Source organism: Candidatus Pelagibacter sp. FZCC0015, from assembly GCF_007833635.1.
Classification (GTDB): domain Bacteria; phylum Pseudomonadota; class Alphaproteobacteria; order Pelagibacterales; family Pelagibacteraceae; genus Pelagibacter.
In genome coordinates, this window is the sequence record NZ_CP031125.1 from 187916 (window position 1) to 207137 (window position 19222).

19 protein-coding genes are annotated in these 19222 nt (G+C 31.4%); 10 read left to right on the plus strand and 9 right to left on the minus strand.

Annotated features, from left to right (window positions below; genetic code table 11):
• The first annotated feature begins 19 nt into the window (after positions 1-19).
• The gene (locus tag DT059_RS01000; RefSeq protein WP_145595999.1) at positions 20-1450 is read left to right on the plus strand and encodes an aldehyde dehydrogenase family protein; all 1431 of its coding nucleotides are present in this window, start codon (positions 20-22) and stop codon (positions 1448-1450) included.
• On the opposite strand, the gene DT059_RS01005 is transcribed toward DT059_RS01000, so the two are convergent.
• Both DT059_RS01005 and DT059_RS01010 read right to left on the minus strand, forming a co-directional pair.
• Positions 1434-2585: a TauD/TfdA family dioxygenase gene (locus DT059_RS01005; protein ID WP_145596001.1), complete on the minus strand. Its 1152-nt coding sequence runs from the start codon at positions 2583-2585 to the stop codon at positions 1434-1436. The genes DT059_RS01000 and DT059_RS01005 overlap by 17 nt on opposite strands.
• Positions 2585-3316 carry a class II aldolase/adducin family protein gene (locus DT059_RS01010; protein WP_145596003.1) on the minus strand — a complete coding sequence of 244 codons (732 nt, stop codon included), beginning with the start codon at positions 3314-3316 and terminating at the stop codon, positions 2585-2587. The genes DT059_RS01005 and DT059_RS01010 overlap by 1 nt, the downstream gene beginning before the upstream one ends.
• 125 nt (positions 3317-3441) lie before the next feature.
• Here DT059_RS01010 and DT059_RS01015 point away from each other — a divergent pair, with 125 nt between their 5' ends.
• The 9 genes from DT059_RS01015 to DT059_RS01055 all read left to right on the plus strand — a co-directional run bounded on the left by DT059_RS01015 (position 3442) and on the right by DT059_RS01055 (position 12313).
• On the plus strand, positions 3442-4467 hold the full coding sequence (locus DT059_RS01015) for a quaternary amine ABC transporter ATP-binding protein (RefSeq protein ID WP_145596005.1): 1026 nt from the start codon (positions 3442-3444) through the stop codon (positions 4465-4467).
• A gap of 1 nt (position 4468) precedes the next feature.
• Positions 4469-4930 carry a thioesterase family protein gene (locus DT059_RS01020; RefSeq protein ID WP_145596007.1) on the plus strand — a complete coding sequence of 154 codons (462 nt, stop codon included), beginning with the start codon at positions 4469-4471 and terminating at the stop codon, positions 4928-4930.
• A gap of 40 nt (positions 4931-4970) precedes the next feature.
• A complete protein-coding gene (locus tag DT059_RS01025; RefSeq protein WP_240704605.1) occupies positions 4971-5924 on the plus strand; it encodes a DMT family transporter in 954 nt (317 codons plus the stop codon).
• Entirely contained in the window at positions 5921-6889 is a 969-nt protein-coding gene (locus tag DT059_RS01030) for a 2OG-Fe(II) oxygenase family protein (RefSeq protein WP_145596010.1), read from the plus strand. Before DT059_RS01025 ends, DT059_RS01030 begins: the two co-directional genes overlap by 4 nt.
• Positions 6890-6994: 105 nt before the next feature.
• Positions 6995-8161, plus strand: coding sequence for an LLM class flavin-dependent oxidoreductase (locus tag DT059_RS01035; protein ID WP_145596012.1), 1167 nt, complete (start codon positions 6995-6997; stop codon positions 8159-8161).
• Between the two features lie 3 nt (positions 8162-8164).
• A complete protein-coding gene (locus DT059_RS01040) occupies positions 8165-8749 on the plus strand; it encodes an amino acid synthesis family protein (RefSeq protein WP_145596014.1) in 585 nt (194 codons plus the stop codon).
• A gap of 3 nt (positions 8750-8752) precedes the next feature.
• Positions 8753-9538 carry an alpha/beta fold hydrolase gene (locus tag DT059_RS01045; RefSeq protein WP_075504968.1) on the plus strand — a complete coding sequence of 262 codons (786 nt, stop codon included), beginning with the start codon at positions 8753-8755 and terminating at the stop codon, positions 9536-9538.
• Positions 9531-11012: an aldehyde dehydrogenase gene (locus tag DT059_RS01050; protein ID WP_145596016.1), complete on the plus strand. Its 1482-nt coding sequence runs from the start codon at positions 9531-9533 to the stop codon at positions 11010-11012. The genes DT059_RS01045 and DT059_RS01050 overlap by 8 nt, the downstream gene beginning before the upstream one ends.
• A 110-nt stretch (positions 11013-11122) precedes the next feature.
• Positions 11123-12313 (plus strand): ABC transporter substrate-binding protein, encoded by a 1191-nt coding sequence (locus DT059_RS01055; protein WP_075504970.1) that lies wholly within the window; start codon positions 11123-11125, stop codon positions 12311-12313.
• A gap of 31 nt (positions 12314-12344) precedes the next feature.
• Here the strand turns inward: DT059_RS01055 and DT059_RS01060 are convergent, their stop codons facing one another.
• The 7 genes from DT059_RS01060 to glaH form a co-directional block, all read right to left on the minus strand.
• Positions 12345-13514, minus strand: a complete 1170-nt coding sequence (locus tag DT059_RS01060) for an MFS transporter (RefSeq protein ID WP_145596018.1) — start codon at positions 13512-13514, stop codon at positions 12345-12347.
• A 76-nt stretch (positions 13515-13590) separates the two neighbouring features.
• Positions 13591-14922, minus strand: a complete 1332-nt coding sequence (locus tag DT059_RS01065) for a branched-chain amino acid ABC transporter permease (RefSeq protein ID WP_145598025.1) — start codon at positions 14920-14922, stop codon at positions 13591-13593.
• A gap of 35 nt (positions 14923-14957) precedes the next feature.
• A complete protein-coding gene (locus DT059_RS01070) occupies positions 14958-15968 on the minus strand; it encodes a branched-chain amino acid ABC transporter permease (RefSeq protein WP_145596020.1) in 1011 nt (336 codons plus the stop codon).
• 1 nt (position 15969) lies between these two features.
• A complete protein-coding gene (locus DT059_RS01075; RefSeq protein ID WP_145596022.1) occupies positions 15970-16677 on the minus strand; it encodes an ABC transporter ATP-binding protein in 708 nt (235 codons plus the stop codon).
• Entirely contained in the window at positions 16677-17465 is a 789-nt protein-coding gene (locus DT059_RS01080) for an ABC transporter ATP-binding protein (RefSeq protein WP_145596024.1), read from the minus strand. Before DT059_RS01080 ends, DT059_RS01075 begins: the two co-directional genes overlap by 1 nt.
• 5 nt (positions 17466-17470) lie before the next feature.
• Positions 17471-18238, minus strand: a complete 768-nt coding sequence (locus DT059_RS01085) for a pyrroline-5-carboxylate reductase (protein ID WP_145596026.1) — start codon at positions 18236-18238, stop codon at positions 17471-17473.
• 32 nt (positions 18239-18270) lie between these two features.
• Complete coding sequence (gene glaH / locus DT059_RS01090; RefSeq protein WP_145596028.1) at positions 18271-19182, minus strand: glutarate dioxygenase GlaH; 912 nt, start codon at positions 19180-19182, stop codon at positions 18271-18273.
• Positions 19183-19222: the final 40 nt, after the last annotated feature.

Sequence of the window (19222 nt, forward strand, 5' to 3'; positions counted from 1 at the left end):
TAATGTGTTAAGATAAAAAATGTTAGATAAAAGAAAATTTTACATAAATGGTCATTGGGTTGATCCAATTAAAAAAAATGATTTTGACGTAATTAATCCATGCAATGAAGACCCGTTTGCTGTTATTTCTTTAGGTTCAAAAGAGGATACAGATTTAGCTGTTAAATCAGCAAAAAATGCCTTTGAGACTTGGAAAGAAACTAGCAAGGAAGAAAGGCTCAGTTTACTTGAAAAATTATCATCAGTTTATAAAAAAAGATTTAATGAAATGGCTGAAGCTATTTCTCTTGAAATGGGTGCACCAATGGATTGGGCAACGGATGTTCAAACAGCTTCAGGGAAAGATCATTTAGATGATTTCATTTTAAGATTAAAAAATTTTAAATTTGATGAACACTTTGATAATAAATCAAATAATCATATCTATTATGAGCCAATTGGAGTTTGTGGATTAATCACACCATGGAATTGGCCAATTAATCAAATTGCTTTAAAAGTCGTTCCTGCATTCGCAACTGGATGTACAATGATTTTAAAACCATCAGAAATTGCTCCTATTTCTGGAATGCTATTTGCAGAAATGATTGATGAAGCAGGTTTTCCAAAAGGTGTATTTAATTTGGTAAATGGAGACGGTGCAGGAGTGGGAACTTACATTTCAAGCCACCCTGATATTGATATGGTTTCTTTCACAGGTTCAACAAGAGCAGGAAGATTAATTTCAAAAAACGCTGCAGAAACAATTAAAAGAGTTTGTCTTGAATTAGGTGGTAAAGGTGGAAACATTGTTTTTGCTGACAGTTATAAAGATGCAGTAAGAGATGGCATTCGAAATGTAATGAGCAATTCTGGTCAATCTTGCGATGCACCAACAAGAATGCTGGTTGAGAAATCAATTTATGAAAGAGCTGTTAAAGAAGCAGTAGATGAAGCAAACAAAATTAAAGTAGATCAGGCTTCAAAAAAAGGAGATCATATAGGACCAGTAATTTCTAAAATTCAATATGATAAAATTATAAATCTTATTGAAAGTGGAATTTCTGAAGGCGCAACTCTTGCAGCAGGTGGACCTGAATTACCAAACGGTTTGAACAAAGGATACTTTATCAAACCAACTATATTTACAGATGTAACTAATGACATGAGAATTGCTAAAGAAGAAATTTTTGGACCTGTATTATCTATAATTCCCTTTGAAACTGAAGATGAGGCTGTCAATATCGTAAACGATACTTCTTATGGTCTTGGAAATTATTTGCAAACTGAAGATAAAGAAAAAGCACATCGTGTTGCTAAAAAATTAAGATCAGGCTGTGTTTACATTAATGGAAATGGTGCAGATGCCGGAACTCCATTTGGTGGTTACAGACAATCAGGTAATGGTAGAGAAGGAGGTGTTTGGGGCCTTGAGGAATATCTTGAAGTAAAGAATGTTACTGGTTGGAGTTAACAGAATTTTTTAAATATCTTAGTCTTCCAATAATTTCATCTCTATCCATGTAATAACCTTGTAAATGTCTATGTCCTGAGTTTGGATCATATTCAGTCCTACCGTGCAATAATCGTCTATTGTTAAAAGAAAAAATATCACCTGGTCCTAATCTAAATTTAATCTGGAATTGATCGTCATGAAGTAAATTTCCAAATCGGTGATGAGCTTTGTAAACTTTATCCATCAAATCAGGATGACAATCTAAAGCATCCATAGTTGCTACGCTGAACCGAATATCATGATAATCATTATCTTTTGTAAGAGATATCGCGGGTGCGTAATAACTTCTAACAGACTCTTGTGTATAATCCATATCTCTAAATTTTAAATGAACATTTACTAGCGTATCAAATATTTCTTTCTCATTTTTTCTTAAATAATCTGCTACTGCAAAGCCATCTACGGCGGACGAGTCTCCTCCTGTTGCAGAATTAACTAAACAATGAAGAAATTGGTAACCAGGTGGTGTTTCAAACCATGGTAAATCCATATGATTTCTTAGGGCATGTGCTGTGTAGGCAGAATTATTTGGTTTAGGAATGTTAATTACTTCAAATGGTGTTTTAAAAAAAGTTTCTCTGGTATGGCTAATTCTATTTAAAATTTTAAAGCCAGAGTTATTTTCAGTTGGAGCATTTTTTACTATAGCAATCCCAGTATGATGTAAAAGCTCTAACCATCTGATAAGTCCTTCATCTGAACTCATAATTTCATCATGCTCAATCTCGATTGACTTCAAGTCGTTTTGTAAAGAGTTATCCCAAAGTTGATAAGGAGATTTATATTTTAGATTGTTTTTTATTGTATAGCAGTTTTCTCTTAACCAATTTTGGTCGTAATAACTAATGTGGTCACCTTCACTCCATTCAATTTCAAGTTTACCTTCATTATTTACCGCAAATTTTTTTGGATTAATATTGTTTGATACTTTTAAAATATTAAACATTCTATGACGTGAGTCTTTATCGTGTGCAGTTGGACAATTGTCTCTTAGCCATAAATAATTAAATTTACTTTTTTTTCCATCGCTCCAGTCAACTTCTAAATTTGTAGAATTTTTAGTTATATTTTTAATTGTAAAATTTTGTTCCATTAATTTTTATAATTTGAATGTTCTCTCTCTAGTTTTCTTAATAAAGCAGCCCACTCCGTTTTTCCATCATAATTATAATCATCAGAGTCACTCATGTTTTCCCAGAAATATGCGGCTTTCTGTTTATCTATTTCATGCTTGTTTAAACCCATAGCAAGATTTTTTACCTGAACTGAACATGCTTGCTCCAGATAATAAGCTCTGAAAAATGCTTCTGCTGCTGTTTTTCCTACTGTGTAATATCCATGATTTCTAGTAATCAAAATATCGTGTTTGCTAATTAGGTTTTCAAATTTGCTTCCAAATTCTTTGTCCTCAACAAATTCATAATCAATGTATCCAACAAGATGATTTAAATAAACTGCGGCCTGTGAGAGATACATTAAACCCTCTTTAGTTCCACCAACTGCCATCACATCATTGGCATGTCCGTGAACATAAAAATTTACATCGTCTCTTTTATTAAAAATCCATTGAGCAAGATTAATGCATCCATCGTTTAACCAAGGTCCATCTGAATCTAGTTTTTTTCCGTTTTGATCAATTTTAACTAAAGATGAAGCAGTAATTTCTTCATAAAACATTCCATATGGATGAACGAAAGAACAATTTTTATCTTCAGCAGATCTTGCGCCTGCACATTGATTTGCAAGATCAGTCATACCGTACATATGTAAAATTCTATAGAGAGCAGACAACTCTAGTCGCACATCTTTATCTGTTTGCGCCATAAATAAAATTCTTATTTAAAAAATAAGTAAAAGCAAATAAATACAACTGTTATTTATTAAAACAATTATAAGTTGTATAATATTTGTTTTACATATGATGATTGTAACTGTTACAACATTGCATCATGTCAAAAATTGAGATCAACAACGTATACAAAATTTTTGGAAACAACCCATCCTCTGTACTACCAATGGTAAAAAATGGTGCAACAAAAGATGAAATTTTAGAGCAAACTGGTCATACCGTTGGATTAGATAATGTTTCGCTTAAAATTGAAGAAGGAGAAACCTTTGTTTGTATGGGTTTATCGGGATCAGGGAAATCAACACTAATAAGACATTTAAATAGACTAATCGATCCAACTGATGGCGAAATTTTAGTAGAGGGTACGAATGTAATGTCGCTTGATAAAGATAAGCTTATTGAATTTAGAAGACATAAAATGAGTATGGTGTTTCAAAGATTTGGTTTATTCCCACATAAAACAGTAATTCAAAATGTTGGTTATGGATTAGAAATGCAAGGGAAAGGTGAAGATGAAAGAAATAAAATCTCGATGGAAAAAATCGATGCAGTTGGTCTTACTGGTTTTGAAAATCAATACCCTGCTCAATTATCGGGAGGAATGCAGCAACGTGTTGGTTTAGCAAGAGCATTAGCTACTGATACAGATATTATGTTAATGGATGAAGCTTTCAGCGCTCTAGATCCTCTGATTAGAAGTGATATGCAAAAACAATTAATTGATCTTCAAGCAGAATTAAAAAAAACAATTGTATTTATTACGCACGATCTAGATGAATCATTAAGATTAGGAGATCATATTGGGATATTAAATTCTGGAAAATTAGTTCAAGTAGGAACTCCTGAGGAAATTATTATGAACCCTGCTGACGATTATGTAAAAGCTTTTGTAAAAGATGTAAACCGAGCAAAAGTTATCAAGGCAAAAATTATTATGAAAACTGCTGATCAAGCTAATGACATAGATAAGTCAAACTTAATTAAAGTAAATGAAGATGAGTTTATTGAGGATTTTTTACCAAAAATTGTTTGTTCAGATTCAAATTGTGAAGTGGTTGATAAAAGTGGAAATGTAAAGGGATACATTTCAAACCAAGAATTACAATCTTCATTAACAAGATCATAAAGTGTTATTAAAAACTTTCGAAGTAAAAAAGGAATGGGTTGATTACAACAACCATATGAACATGGCTTATTATGTGCTTGTTTTTGATCAAGCATGGGAAGTTGCGCTTGAAAAATTTAAAATGGGAGGAACTGCAGCAAAAAATCTTGATAGAAGTACTATGGTTGTTGAAACAAATACTAAATACTTAAATGAAGTTAAAGAAGGTGAAAAAGTAAATGTTAATCTAAACTATTTCGACCATGACAAAAAAAGATTACATTTAAAAATGGAGATGATTTCTCAAAAAACTAACAAACTTTCTGCATCTATGGAATGGATATCGCTGTATATAGATTTAAGCAAAAGGAAAGTCACAGAATTTGAGGAAGAAAAAGTAAAAATAATGAGAGACTTTATTGAACAAAACAAATCAAAATTTTCAACTGAAGGTCTTCTATTCACTTCTAAATTGAAGAAATAATTAAATATTCGAAAGATTTTTTTTTTGATATAGGTGCATAATGAGCACTGACAATAACTCAAAAGGAATTCTTCTAATTATTGCTGCAATGACTTTGTTTGCAATGCAAGACTCTTTAATTAAATTTATTTTTGAAAAAGCGGCACTTTATGAAATCTTCTTTGGAAGGTATTTTGTTGCTGCAATTTTGCTGTTTTGTTACATCAAATTTAGAGGTCAAAAAGTTTCTTTAAAAACCTATTATCCTTTTTTAACGTTTGTTAGAGTAATTCTTCATTTTTTAGCCTTTTCTGCATTCTTTATTTCTTTAACCTATATGCCGTTAGCTACAGCAAATGCTTTATTTTTCTCATGTCCATTTTTCGTCTCAATTTTTGCAAAATTTTTTTTGAAAGAATTTATTGGTATTAGAAGATGGTCTGCAATTGTGTTTGGTTTTATTGGTGTATTTATTGTTTTAAATCCAAACTTTGATGATTTTGAATATAAAAGTCTACTACCAGTTTTGTGCGCATTTTTTTATGCAGCTTCAATGACAATAACAAAATATACATCTGATAAAGATGACGTTAATACTCAACTTTTTTATTTCTACATAATAGCACTAATACTTTGTGTTATTATCTTTGTTTTTATGGGTAATGGTCAACTTAATGATCCTAATTTTGACCCCACTACTCAATTTATATTTAGAGAATGGTTTTCAAACTTTGAATATACATGGAAGTTTATTTTATTTTTTGGTTTTGCTGCATCGATTGCTTTTGTATGTATTTTTTCAGCGTATATAGTTGCTTCACCATCTGTTGTTTCATTGTTCGAATATTCTTTAATTATAATGTCTATGATTCCTGGTTATTTTCTATTTAACGAAATACCTTCGGCTAGAACCTTCATTGGAGTTGCTTGCATAATAGCAGCTGGAATTTATATTTATATGAGAGAGCGAGTTAGAGATCAATATATTGCAACTGAAACTCCTGTAAGAAGATGAGTAAAAGCTATATACCTACAATCAATATATCTTCACTAATTAAAAATAATTTTGAAACTCAAAATGCGTTTAAAACAATTAAAGAAATTGAAAAAGCTTGCATCAATGTAGGTTTTTTTCAAATTACCGGTCATGGAATTAATCTAAAAGAAATTAAAAAAACATGCGAAGTTGGGAATAAATTTTTTAATTTACCAGACAGTAAGAAAAGAAAATTATCACCTAAAAAATGGAATAAAAAAAATAAAAATCTTTACAGGGGATATTTTCCTAATGATGTGAATGGAAAAGAAGGTTTAGATATAGGTGATTTAAAAGTAACTAAAAAATATTCTTTAAATCTAAATAATCAATACATAGAATTTCTTAATCTAGATGAGTGTTTTAAAAAAAGTTCAATAAATATTTTAAACAAATATTTCGATAATATTTATAGATTGAGTGAAACTTTATTTAAAAGTGTAATAAAACTTAATAAAAAAAATCCTGATATTTCTAGTGTAGCTTTTTCAAGATTAAAAACATTAAGCACATTAAGATTTAATTATTATCCTAATCAGACAAAACCGGTAGAAATATCTAAACAAGATGGGGTTGCTCTTGGATGTGAAACACATGTTGATAGTGGTATATTCACAATTCTCTATCAAGATAGAAAAGGTGGATTACAGGTACAAAATAGAAAAAATAAAAAATGGTATGATGTACCATTTAACAAAAAAGCTTTAGTAGTAAACACTGGTAGAGCTTTGGAGTTTCTTAGCAAAGGAAAATTTAAAGCAACTAATCACAGAGTTTTGTGGAATAAAAGTAAGAGACTCTCTGTTCCTTTTTTCTTTGAACCTTCCTATGATTTCAAAATGAACCAATCATTTTTAAATGGAAGCAAATTCAAAAATAATGGTCCAATTTATGAGAAATTTCTTAACAAATCCTTAAAGAAATTTATTGAATATCAACGCTAGTAATAATAAAGTTTAACTATAAAGCGATACATAACTCGTCGATAAATTCAAAAATTTACGAAAGTGGGATCGGTCGTCTTTAAATTAATTTTTAAAGGAGGCTTTATGAACTTTGGATATTTTTGCAATACTACTAATTGGGATAAAAAACCTTATACCCAACTTCTAGACGAAGCTAGAGAAATCACTGAATATTGTGATCAAAATAATTGGAATTCTATTTGGTATACCGAACATCATTTTAATCATGAGGGAATGGAGTCTTGCACCAATCCACTAATGATGTGTACTGATGCTGCTGCAAGAACTAAAAATATTCGTTTAGGACAAGCTTGCAACGTAATAACATTTCATAATCCTATAAGACTTGCAGAAGATATTGCTACCCTTGACCAAATGTCAAAAGGAAGAGTGGAAGTTGGTATTGGAAGAGGAGTTTATGGAAGAGAAGCCATTAACATGAACAAAGAAGCTGACTTAAAAGATCAAGCAAAAAATTTTAGACTATTTTCTGAAACATTGGACATAATGAAAAAAGCTTGGTCTGAGGACTTCTTTTCTCACAAAGGTGAATTCTATACTTATCCCTCACCAAATTTTATTTGGCAGCACGATATGAGTCCTCCTAGAGAAAATGTAGTAGATTTAAAAACAAATGAATTAAAACAAATATCTGTTTTACCAAAACCTTATCAAAAACCCTTTCCACCAATTTCTCAAGTTGTTGATGGAGAAAGATCAATTCAGTGGGCAGCAGAAAATGGACTTAATACAATTATGTGGATCCCAACTGTAAAAGCTTTGAAAAAAAGATTTGAAATTTATAAAGAGGCAAAATCTAAAGCTGAAAATAGAGATGTACCACTGGGTGAAGGTATTAGTTTGGTTAGAGATATGTTTGTTGCAGAAACTATGGAAGAAGCTGAAAAGATGGCTGGAGAACATATAGTTAATTATATGAGATGGGTTTGCCATTGGAGAGGATTGGGAAATCATATGGATCCAGATGAAAAATTACCAGAGACAAAAAACAAGCTAGATTTATTAAATTATGAATTTCTTCATAAAAGAAATCTTTTATTTGGAACACCTGAGTTTGTAATAGAAAAAATAAAAGAACTTCAACAAGAATTAAATCTTCAAAATTTACAAGTCTGGTCTAACTTTCCAGGTATCAAACATGAAGACTGTATGAGAAGTATCAAGTTATTTACAGAAGAAGTTATTCCAAATATAAAACCAATAGATACAAACATACAAAGAGCTAGCTAGTAGATGGATTTAAAAATTAGAAAATTTGCAAAATTTGTAGATAAAACTTTTATTGAAGGTGGAAAAAAAGCAAAAGAACCTGTTCTATTAGTTTCAGTTGCAGCTGTAATAGAAAATCCTTGGGCCGGAAAAGGTTTTGTAGAAGATTTAAAACCAGAAATATTAGATCTTGCGCCTCAATTAGGAGATCTTTTGGTTCCAGAGTTAACAAAAGAAATTGGATCGGGTGAAAAAATTTTAGCTTATGGAAAAGCTGCTATGGTTGGATTAAATGGTGAGATAGAACACGCTTCTGCATTTATTCATACTTTAAGATTTGGAAATAAATTTAGAGATGCTGTTGGGGGAACTTCTTATTTAAGTTTTACAAATACCAGAGGTCCTGCAGGTGCAAAAATTTCAATTCCAATGATGCATAAAACTGATGCTGGATTAAGACCTTTTTATCTAACACATGAATTTACAATTCACGATGCCCCTAATGAAGATGAGATAGTTGTTGCTATTGGAGGCGCTCCAACTGGACGAGCTCATGCAAGAACAGGTGATAGATATCAAGACATGAAAGAGATGGGCATCGATAAATAATTGATGTCTTACAATTTTGATAACAATCAAAATCATTATTATTTTAATAATAAAAATTCGTTACCAATAATCTTCATTCATGGTGTTGGTTTAAATCAGCAAATGTGGAAACCACAAATTGAATTTTTTAAAGACAATTCATTTATAACTTACGATCTGTTAGGACATGGAAAAACACCCTTCAAAGAGCCAAATTTATCAATGGAAAATTTTACTGATCAATTATCAAATTTAGTAAATAACCTAAAGATAGAGAAATTTAATTTAATTGGCTTTTCTATCGGATCTTTGATTGCAATTGAATTTGCCTCAAAATATGAAAATTATTTAAATTCCTTAACTCTAATTTCCACTACTTACAAAAGGACAACCAAAGAAAGACAAAATGTAATTGATAGAGTTAATTTAGCAAAAAAAAATATGCCAATATCTCAAATGGCAATGAAGAGATGGTTTTCAGATGAATACCTTGAGCAAAACCCTGAATTATACGATGATTTTATGAAAATTCTTAATAAGAAAGGAATTGATCAAGAAAATTTTATAAAAGCTTATGAAGTATTTGCAAACTATGAGGACAATCTTGAAAAGATAAAAAATATTAAAACAAATACCTTAATTATAACAGGATCAGATGATCCAGGATCTACGCCTGATATGTCAAAAAATTTAAATAAAGATATACAAAATTCAACATATGTTGAAATTAAAAATGGAAAACATTTATGCACTATTGAATATGCAGACGAAGTAAATAATGTAATAATGAAACATATAAATAATGCCTGAGTTAAAAAAATATCAAATGTTTATAGATGGTCAGTGGGTAGACTCTGATACAAAAAAAACTTTTGAAACTTTAAATCCAGAAAATAATAAGCCTTGGGCTGTAGTACCTGAAGCTAGTGCAAATGATGTTGATAGAGCTGTAAAAGCTGCACAAAAAGCTTTTGAAGGTGAATGGCCAAAAATGCTTGCAAGAGATAGAGCAAAATATTTAAGAGCGATTGGAAATAAGCTCAGAGAAAATTCTGAATTATTAGGAAAGATTGAAACGATTGATACAGGAAAACTGTATAGAGAAACTTATCAACAAGCAAAATATATTGCAGAATATTATGATTACTACGCAGGTTTAGCTGACAAAGTTGAAGGAACAGTTCTTCCAATAGATAAACCAAATATCCAAGCAATCACAACAAGAATTCCAATAGGTGTTATTGCAGCTATCATTCCCTGGAATTCTCAAATGTTTTTAACTGCAACAAAAGTTGCTCCTGCTTTAGCTATGGGTAATACGGTTGTAATTAAATGTTCTGAATTAGCGCCAGCAACTATGTTTGAGTTTGCAAAGTTAATTGAAGAAACTGGAATACCAAAAGGTGTAGTAAATGTAGTTTCTGGTTTTGGAGATCCATGCGGTAAAGCTTTAACTACTCACAACTTGGTTGAGAAAGTAGCTTTTACAGGAGGTCCTGAAACTGCAAGACATATAATTAGAAATTCTGCAGAAAATTTATCTGAAGTAAGTTTAGAGTTAGGTGGAAAAAGTCCTGTAGCTGTTTTTGATGATGCCAAACAAGAAAATGCAATTAATGGAATAACTGCTGGAATATTTGGAGCAAGTGGTCAAAGTTGTATAGCAGGTTCAAGGTTGTACTTACAAAAAGGAATTTATAACGAATTTTTAGATAAATTAGCATCTAGAGCAGAAAAAATTAAAATAGGTGCTCCAATGGACTCTGATACTGAAATGGGTCCCTTGAGTAACTTTAAACAATTAGAAGTAATAGAAAAAAATATTAAATTAACTGTTGAACAAGGTGGAAAAATTAAATGCGGTGGTAAAAGACATCCTTTTTCAAATGAGGGGTATTATTTTCCCCCAACAATTATTGAGTGTGAAAATCATAATTTACCAGCTGCTGAAAATGAACTTTTTGGACCTGTATTATCGGTCATGAAATTTGATACTGAAAAAGAAGTAATAGAATTAATGAATGATAATCAATATGGTCTATCTTCAGGTGTTTATACTAGTGATCTCGCAAGAGGAATGAGGGTGTCTAATGCTATCCGAGCAGGAATAACATTTGTAAATACTTATAGATTAATTTCTCCTTCAGCTCCATTTGGAGGTATCAAGGATAGTGGATATGGAAAAGAAGCAGGAATTGACTCAATTAAAGACTACACAAGAGTAAAAACAACTTGGTTCTACACATCAGACGAACCTTCTCTAGACCCCTTCTCTATAAGATAACTCACAACATCAATTAAGCTATCTAAAATAGGATAATTTTGTCATTGAATATTGATTGTATTCATACTTAAATTGGTTTTTATAAATTGTTAACAATAAAGAGGAAGATAATGAGAAAACTATTTATCGCTGTATTTATGTTTGTATCAAGTTTTGGTTCAAATGTAATGGCAGACGGACATTCGATTAAAATGGGGATCATTTTAGGATTCACTGGTCCTATTGAATCTCTAACTCCAGCTATGGCTGCATCTGCAGAGCTTGCATTTAAAGAAGCTTCTGATTCAGGTTCGCTATTAGGTGGAAAAAAAATTGAGCCAGTAAGAGCAGACTCAACTTGTGTTGACTCAGCAGCGGCAACAGCTGCAGCTGAAGGTTTAATTTCAGGTGGTGTGGCTGCGATTATGGGAGCAGACTGTTCAGGTGTAACTGGTGCTATTGCAACTAATGTTGCTGTACCAAATGGTGTAGTAATGATCTCACCTTCGGCTACTTCTCCAGGATTAACAACTCTAGATGACAATGGATACTTCTTTAGAACTGCTCCATCTGATGCTAGAGGTGGTCAAATTTTAGCTGATATAACTAAAGATAGAAAAGTAAAAAGTGTTGCAATCACTTATACTAACAATGACTATGGTAAAGGTTTAGCTGATGTTTATAAAGCAGCAGTTGAAGCCCATGGTATTAAAGTTACAACTGTAACTGCTCACGAAGATGGAAAAGCAGATTACTCATCTGAAGTAGCAACTCTTGCTTCTGCTGGTGGTGATGCTGTAGCAGTTATTGGTTACCTTGACCAAGGAGGAAAAGGAATTATTCAAGCTTCTTTAGACTCTGGTGCATTTGATAGATTTATTTTATCAGATGGTATGATCGGTCAATCTTTAGTTGATGCATTCGGAAAAGATTTAAGCAAATCATTTGGATCATTACCAGGTTCTACTGGTAAAGGTGCAGGTATATTTGCTGAAGTTGCAAAAGCTGGAGGTGTAGAAGCTTCTGGTCCTTACACAGGTGAATCTTACGATGCAGCTGCTTTAATCGTTCTTGCAATGCAAGCAGGTAACTCTGCTGATAGAGCATCAATTGCGAAAAATGTAATGGATGTTGCTAACGCTCCTGGAACTAAAATTTATCCAGGTGAACTTAAGAAAGGTTTAGATTTACTAGCAAAAGGTAAAAAGATTAATTACGAAGGTGCTACTGGAGTAACTTTTACTGAAGTTGGTGAAGCTGAAGGTTCTTTCTTAGAACAAGAAGTTAAAGGCGGAAAATTCAAAACTAAAAAACAAAGATAATTTTTTATCTTAATTCAAAAACCCCAGTAATTTAATTACTGGGGTTTTTTTTTAAATCAGCTCTTATAGTAGAAAGAGCTATTATAATTAGAAAAATCAAACATATTAAATTCATAGTTTTCCAGCTAGTTAAGCTTAGAAACACCCCAGCAGACAAACTCGCTGCTGCTTGAATAGTGTAAACGATAAAATCATTATACCCTTGAGCTCTAAATTTTTCCTCTTCTCTGTAACACAAAACAAGTAAGCTCGTTCCTGAAATAAACAAAAAATTCCATCCTAGACCTAGAAAAATAAGAGCAATCAAATAATTAATAAAGTTTTGTTCAAATAAACTGGTAATAATTGTGACTAAAAACAATAAAACTCCCATATGCATAATTTTACTATGACCAAACCTTTTAATTAAATTTCCAGTAACTAGTGAAGGTAAAAACATAGCTGCTATATGGAGCTGAATAACAAATCCAGTCTTGGACAAACTTATTTTCTCCATCAAGTGCATACTTATAGGTGTGGCTGTCATTAAAAAAGTCATTACAGCATAGGCAAAAGCTGAAGCTACAAGCGCCTGTAGAAATCTTGGTTGTGACATAAGTTCTAAAAAACTTCTTCCAGTTTTATATTGATTGTTTGATGTCTTTTTAGTTTCTTGAAAAAAAAATAAAAATATTATTGATGAAATAGATAATGCTGCAAGAGCAAGATAAGAACCTGCATACATATGATCTGAAATAAATCCTTTCGAAATGTTTGCAATATTTGGGCCAATAAAAGCCGAACCTATTCCCGCTAATAAAATGATAGAAATTGCTTTTGGTGCATAATCCTTATCTACAACCTCGACTGCTGCAAAACGGTATTGATGACTGAAAGCTATTCCTCCGCCAATTAAAAAGCATCCTAAATTATACAAGACAAAGCTTTCTATTATTATTGAGTAAGCAGTTAAAAGAGATGCAAAACATGTGCCTATTGATGCATAAATAAATCCTAATTTTCGTCCAATCAAACTCATTAGCTTTGCAGCAAAAAAAGCAAATAACGCAATTCCAACGACTGATAAAGCCATTGGAAGAGTTGCTAAAGATTTTATTGGACTAAATTTCGAACCAATTATACCACTTAAAAAAACGGTAACCGGTGCAGCTGTAAAAGCAAAAATCTGGCTTAAAATAAGTAACAAAAGATTTTTATTCATTAAAAGAATAAATACTTATCAGCCATATACAAAGCCCAAGCAGCAGCAGCACCTAATATAATATATTTCATTATGTTTACTTTATTTCTATTTTTTCTGGAAGTATACCTTTAGGTCGATACCTCATTATAAACAACAATCCTAATCCCATCAGTAAAAATCTAAAATAAGGAACGCTTTCAATTAAATGAGCTTTAATTGCATTTGTTTCAGGAATACCTGCTGTAAAGAAATTAATTAAAAACATTGATATTGGTGCAGCTTCAATCCATAAAAACCATACAACGAAACCACCTAAAATTGCACCAAAGTTGTTTCCACTTCCTCCTACAATTACCATTACCCAAATTAAGAAAGTATATCTCATAGGTCTATAGCTTCCTGGAGTAAACAAACCATCTTGTGTAACCAACATTGCGCCAGCAATTCCAACGATAGCTGAGCCTAAAATAAAAATTAACAAGTGTTGTTTAACAACATTTTTCCCCATTGCATTTGCAGCTTCCTCATTATCTCTTATTGCTCTCATCATTCTTCCCCAAGGAGAATAAAGAGCTTTTTGAGTTAAAATTAAAAGAATAATAACTACTACTAAGAATAATCCTGAGTAACATAGTTTTACAAATACTGATGAGCCTTCAATTACAAGTTGGTTTAAAGCAGCTTGTCGATCAGCCAAATTATCAATTACACTTAATTTTCCTGAATTAAACTTTTCAACTAAGCTTATAAACCAATCTGTAGTTTGTAGATCTACCTCATATGGTGCAGGTCTTTTTAATCCAATAACGTTTTTCACACCTCTTGTGAGCCAATCTTCGTGTTTAATAATTGCAATAACTATTTCTGAAATAAGAAGTGTAGCAATAGCTAAATAATCAGCTCTAAGACCAAGAGCAACTTTTCCAACTATAAATGCTAATCCGCCCGCAAAAAGAGCTCCAACTACCCATGAAAAAATTATTGGTAAACCAAATCCTCCAAGAAAACCTGTTGTTGCAGGATTTACAGCTTCAATTTTTTCAATTCCTGGCTCTGCGGTTACTCTAATAATTATAATCCCTGTTATGATAAGAGCTGCAATACTATAGGTTCTTAATTTTGATTTTTCAAAATTTTTCAAAATAAATCTAATAACTAGAACCATTACAATGATAAGCCATAAGCACATCAAAATATCAAAACCTCCTGCCCTCCAAGCTTCTTGAACAGGGTCTACAGAAATCAATACAGCAGCTAAACCGCCTAAAGCTGTATAGCCCATAATTCCAAAATTAATTAAACCAGCGTATCCCCATTGAATATTTGCACCCATCGTCATTACTGCAGAAATCAAACAAAGATTAAATATTGATAAAGCTATATTCCAAGATTGAAATATCCCAACCATAAGAATAAGTACTATCATGATACTATAAGCTGCTATTACATTTAAATTTTTTCTCACAATACTTTCCCCTTAAATATTCCTGAAGGCCTGTAAATTAAAACTATTACCAGGATTGAGAACGAGACTGCAAACTTGTAATCTGTAGACAGTAGTTGAACTAAACTATTTGGTTCCATACTTTCTGGTAAAATATACATAAAGAATTTTTTATAAGCATAAGTTAATAAAATTTCAGAAAAAGCTATAACGTATCCTCCTAAAAAAGCTCCAAAAGGATTTCCAATTCCTCCAACTATTGCAGCAGCAAAGATAGGAAGCATATTGTTAAAATAAGTAAATGGTTTGAAACTTTTGTCTAAACCATACAAAACACCACCTATAGTAGCTAAAATACCAGCAATTACCCAAGTCACTAAAACTATTTTTTTTGGATCAATACCTGAAAGTAATGCAAGATCCTCATTATCCGAATAAGCTTTCATGCTCTTTCCAGTTTTTGTTCTATTTAAAAACCAAAATAATAAAGAAACTAAAACTATTGTAACAAAAATAGTTATTACTTGAGTTGATTTTAATGCAAGACCTTCATTTAAACCTGTCATCTCTTTAAATTCACGAGCTTTAATAATAAATTTTTCTCCATCAAAAAATCTTCTATCCCCAGGTCCAATTATTATTCTTACAACAGCTTGTGTTACAAACATTACTCCAATACTTACCATAGCAAACTGAACTGGAGGGCTTTTTTGATGTCTATAATATTTGAATACAAATTTATCTATTAAAAGCATGTAAAGAATCATCAAAATAATTCCAAATGGGATAGCTAATAAAGCAGTAGGTAAAACACCTAAAGAAACACCTAAAGATTGAAAATACCATGTAAATAAAATCGTTGCCATGGTTCCAAAAGACATCATGTCTCCAGTAGCAAAATTCGCAAATCTTAAAATTCCATAAATAAGAGTAACAAAGATTGCACCTAGTGCTAACTGAGAACCATAAGTTAATGCGGGAATGAAAATATAATTTAATAAAAGAATTATTGCATTTACAAAATCCATATTACCCTCCCAAAAAAGAGCTTCTTACTCTTGGATCGTCTAATAATTCTTTTCCAGTTCCTGAATAACGATTTTCCCCAGTAACTAACACATAGCCTCTATCAGATATGCTTAAGGCTTGTTTTGCATTTTGTTCTACCATTAGGATAGCAACGTTTGTTCTTTTTACTTTTACAATATGATCAAATAATTCGTCCATCACAATTGGTGATACACCGGCAGTTGGTTCATCTAACATTAAAACACTCGGCTTAATCATTAGAGCTCGACCAAGAGCAACTTGTTGTCTTTGTCCTCCTGAAAGTTCTCCAACCATTTGATTTCTTTTCTCTCTTAAAATCGGAAACAATTCATAGATTTCTTCAATAATATTCTGAATTTCATCCTTCATAAGAAATGCTCCCATTTCTAAATTTTCTTCAACAGTCATGCCTGCAAAAACATTTTTTGTTTGGGGTACGAAAGAAATACCCTCTTTAACTCTATCTTGTGGTGATAATTTTGAAATATCTTTTCCATCAATAATTACTGATCCAGATTTTAAATTTAATAAACCCAACATTGCTTTCATGGCAGTTGATTTGCCAGCGCCATTAGGACCTAAAATAGAAACTATTTCTCCTTTATTAACGTTTACAGAACACGAACTAATAATGTCTGGACCATTTCCATAACCACCTGTCATTTTTATTCCTTCAAAATAAGCCATTAGTTTGTATCCTTTAATTTTGATCCTCTTCCAAGATAACTCTCAATAACCTTTTCATCTTTTTTTGCTTCTTCAACTGTTCCTTCAAATAAAACCGATCCTTCAGCCATTACAATCACTGGGTCACATAATCTTCCAATAAAATCCATATCATGTTCGATCATACAAAAAGTATAACCTTTTTCTTTATTAAGTTTTTCTATTGCAGTTCCAAGATCTTTAAGCAAAGTTCTATTAACGCCAGCCCCCACCTCATCTAATAATACTAATTTAGCATCCACCATCATTGTTCTTCCAAGTTCTAATAATTTCTTTTGTCCTCCTGAAAGATTTCCTGCGAGTTCATTAGAAAGATGTCCAAGGTTTAAAAATTCAACAACTTCTTTTGCTTTTTCTTTAACTGCGGCTTCTTCCTCTGCAACTAAACCTGGTTTAAATAATGCTGTCATTAGCTTTTCGCCTGATTGATTGCCTGGAACCATCATTAAGTTTTCTAGAACAGATAAATTTGAAAACTCATGAGCAATTTGAAAAGTTCTTAACAACCCTTTAGAAAATAATTCATAGGAAGGAACATCGGTAATATTTTCATCATCAAAAGTTACGCTTCCTCCTGAAGATTTTAAGTTTCCTGCAATTAAATTAAATAAAGTTGTTTTACCAGATCCATTAGGACCGATGATACCTGTGATTGTTCCTCTTTTAACTTTAATTGAACAATCTGAAACAGCAGCTAATCCACCAAAATATTTACTTAAATTATTAATCTCTAAAATATTTTCAGACATTTGATTTATTTGTTTAGTCTTTTGTGAATACTATTTAAAGTTTTTTCTAGAGATTTATAAAATCCAGCTTTGGTTAATTCTTTAACGCCTTGTTCATTTAGCCCTCTAGGCGTTTGAGATTCTTTAACTAAATTTTTTAAATTTTCTTTTGAATTTACGACTGCATCTTGAGATAAAGCCAAAAATAAAGATGTTATGTATTTTTGAGCATTATTTCTTTTTACCCCTCTTTTTACCAGCCAATCAGTCATAACTCTTAACACCTCATAAAATGGTGCCATCATTCCAGACGTTGACCAAAAATTTATTGAAGATTTTTCATTTTTAATTTCTACAGTTGTTCCCAAATTATTAAAAAATGCTTTTACTTTTGGATTGGGAGGACAAATAGGTACAGGACCTTTTTTTAATGAAATTGGAGGCAAAGGTATTGCTCGTACAATTTTTGCTTTTACTTTAATTACTTTCTTTAATTGAGACAAAGTTATAGTAGAAATGAAACTCACAACAGTTTGATTGGATTTAAACTTTAAATCTTTAATAATTTTTTCACCAACGGTCGGTGTCACAGATAAAAATACCCAATTACACTGATCTACAATTTGCTGATTGTTTTTGGCTATTACAATTTTTTTAAACTTTCTTTTTAAACCCTGTGCTATTTTTTTATTTCTTGGAGAGATTATAATTTTTTTATAAGAAATTTTTGATTTACATATTCCAGTAATAACTGAAGAAGCAATTTTACCTGTACCAATAAAACCTAAATTCATAATTTTGGATACTTTATATTGATTATATTGAATTAATTAACAAAAAAAGATCCTCTTATTCGTAACAATTCTCTGCTTAATTCCTTATTTTCTTTAAATGGCTTTCTACCATGAAGCCAAAAGGAATTATTTGCAATTATAGAACAACCTACGGGTAGTTTTGTTATTACTTTATTTTTACTTTCCTCCAACGCATCCGATAACCTTTGCAGAAAATTTCCTTGATCCATATTTTTTGGTTCTGGAAATTGATCAATATAAGAAATTTGTGGTCTACCTTTTTCATCTGATGAAAATACTGGATGTTCAACTTTGTAATCTACATTTTTACTTTTTGGAGATCCCCAAATAAAATTTTGTTTACCAACTGGATCATTTGATAATTCATGACAATGCTCCCAATCATCTAAATGAAGCATTGCCGTTTCTCCACCTTCAACATTTTTTTCTTCTAACTTAGTCATTACTAACCAATCAGTTACCTCTTTTACATAAGTACCATCAGTATGAAGATCCATATTTCTGTATGCTTTTCTTAAGTATGAGTCGCTTGCATCCTCATGTTTTACATGAAACCTTGCATAATATTTTCCTGCCATAGAGTCATGATTGGGAATGCCAATTAAGTATGCAACAGCTGTAGACAATTTGACTAAAAATTTATCATTGATTTTCGAAGAAATATTACTCGGGCCAATAATGAAGCAACCTGTAGATCTGTCTCTTATAATGGAATTCATTAACTTGCTTAGTTTATTTCCTGTTAAATCATCTAAACTCTTAGCAATAGTAAATCTTGTAAATGGTTTTAGTTCTAATGCAGTTAAATCAAATTTATTAAAGGGGAAAATTAGTTTTTCAATTATTTCGTCTTTTAATCTAATATTCAAAATTCTTTTTGATTTTTCGTGCTCCTGCACATCTATGCCAGATATTTTTTCCATAAGAAATTTTAGGTTAACTTAAATAATAAATCAATTTTAT

What these genes read in the sequence shown, in the direction of transcription:
- DT059_RS01000 (WP_145595999.1), top strand. Translation starts at nt 20, where the DNA reads ATGTTAGATAAAAGAAAATTTTACATAAATGGTCATTGGGTTGATCCA.
- DT059_RS01005 (WP_145596001.1), bottom strand. Translation starts at nt 2,585, where the DNA reads ATGGAACAAAATTTTACAATTAAAAATATAACTAAAAATTCTACAAAT.
- DT059_RS01010 (WP_145596003.1), bottom strand. Translation starts at nt 3,316, where the DNA reads ATGGCGCAAACAGATAAAGATGTGCGACTAGAGTTGTCTGCTCTCTAT.
- DT059_RS01015 (WP_145596005.1), top strand. Translation starts at nt 3,442, where the DNA reads ATGTCAAAAATTGAGATCAACAACGTATACAAAATTTTTGGAAACAAC.
- DT059_RS01025 (WP_240704605.1), top strand. Translation starts at nt 4,971, where the DNA reads ATGAGCACTGACAATAACTCAAAAGGAATTCTTCTAATTATTGCTGCA.
- DT059_RS01030 (WP_145596010.1), top strand. Translation starts at nt 5,921, where the DNA reads ATGAGTAAAAGCTATATACCTACAATCAATATATCTTCACTAATTAAA.
- DT059_RS01035 (WP_145596012.1), top strand. Translation starts at nt 6,995, where the DNA reads ATGAACTTTGGATATTTTTGCAATACTACTAATTGGGATAAAAAACCT.
- DT059_RS01040 (WP_145596014.1), top strand. Translation starts at nt 8,165, where the DNA reads ATGGATTTAAAAATTAGAAAATTTGCAAAATTTGTAGATAAAACTTTT.
- DT059_RS01045 (WP_075504968.1), top strand. Translation starts at nt 8,753, where the DNA reads ATGTCTTACAATTTTGATAACAATCAAAATCATTATTATTTTAATAAT.
- DT059_RS01050 (WP_145596016.1), top strand. Translation starts at nt 9,531, where the DNA reads ATGCCTGAGTTAAAAAAATATCAAATGTTTATAGATGGTCAGTGGGTA.
- DT059_RS01055 (WP_075504970.1), top strand. Translation starts at nt 11,123, where the DNA reads ATGAGAAAACTATTTATCGCTGTATTTATGTTTGTATCAAGTTTTGGT.
- DT059_RS01060 (WP_145596018.1), bottom strand. Translation starts at nt 13,514, where the DNA reads ATGAATAAAAATCTTTTGTTACTTATTTTAAGCCAGATTTTTGCTTTT.
- DT059_RS01065 (WP_145598025.1), bottom strand. Translation starts at nt 14,922, where the DNA reads ATGATAGTACTTATTCTTATGGTTGGGATATTTCAATCTTGGAATATA.
- DT059_RS01070 (WP_145596020.1), bottom strand. Translation starts at nt 15,968, where the DNA reads ATGGATTTTGTAAATGCAATAATTCTTTTATTAAATTATATTTTCATT.
- DT059_RS01075 (WP_145596022.1), bottom strand. Translation starts at nt 16,677, where the DNA reads ATGGCTTATTTTGAAGGAATAAAAATGACAGGTGGTTATGGAAATGGT.
- DT059_RS01080 (WP_145596024.1), bottom strand. Translation starts at nt 17,465, where the DNA reads ATGTCTGAAAATATTTTAGAGATTAATAATTTAAGTAAATATTTTGGT.
- DT059_RS01085 (WP_145596026.1), bottom strand. Translation starts at nt 18,238, where the DNA reads ATGAATTTAGGTTTTATTGGTACAGGTAAAATTGCTTCTTCAGTTATT.
- glaH (WP_145596028.1), bottom strand. Translation starts at nt 19,182, where the DNA reads ATGGAAAAAATATCTGGCATAGATGTGCAGGAGCACGAAAAATCAAAA.